The organism is Synechococcus sp. BA-120 BA3, assembly GCF_034931285.1.
Classification (GTDB): domain Bacteria; phylum Cyanobacteriota; class Cyanobacteriia; order PCC-6307; family Cyanobiaceae; genus Cyanobium.
Genome location: NZ_JAYGHZ010000515.1, coordinates 1 through 601 on the forward strand (window position 1 = coordinate 1; position 601 = coordinate 601).

At 77.2% G+C, this 601-nt stretch carries 1 pseudogene; it reads left to right on the top strand.

Annotated elements, in window-relative coordinates:
- Positions 1–601: pseudogene (locus tag VB737_RS17240) on the top strand (N-acetylglucosamine-6-phosphate deacetylase); the annotation flags it as partial.

Consider the following 601-nt stretch of genomic DNA (forward strand, 5'->3'; position numbering starts at 1 on the left):
ACCCGGCCCAGCACCTGCAGGCCCCCAGCCGGGCGGCCCTGGAGCGGCTGATCGCCGGCTTCCAGGGGGGTCCGGAGGCCGATGTCGCCCTGGTGACCCTGGCCCCGGAGCTGGAGGGGGCCGCCGAGGTGATCGCGGCGCTGCGGGACGCCGGCGTGGTGGTGAGCCTGGGCCACAGCGGCGCCGATGCGGCCCAGGCCCGCCGGGCCTTCGCCGGGGGGGTGGGAATGCTCACCCACAGCTTCAATGCCATGGCCGGGCTGCACCACCGCGCCCCGGGCCCGGTCGGGGAGGCCCTGCTGCAGGGCGAGGTGGCCCTGGGGCTGATCGCCGACGGCGTCCACGTACACCCCACCATGGCGGTGCTGCTGCAGCGGCTGGCGCCCCGGCAGCTGGTGATCGTCAGTGATGCCCTGGCCCCCTACGGGCTGGCCGACGGCCGCCACCGCTGGGATGAGCGCGTCCTGCTGGTGGAGGACGGCAGCTGCCGGCTGGAGGACGGCACCCTGGCCGGGGTGACCCTGCCGCTGCTGGAGGGGGTGCGTCGGCTGGCCGGCTGGGGCGGCCGGGTGACGGCGTCGATCGCCGCGGCCACCCTGGC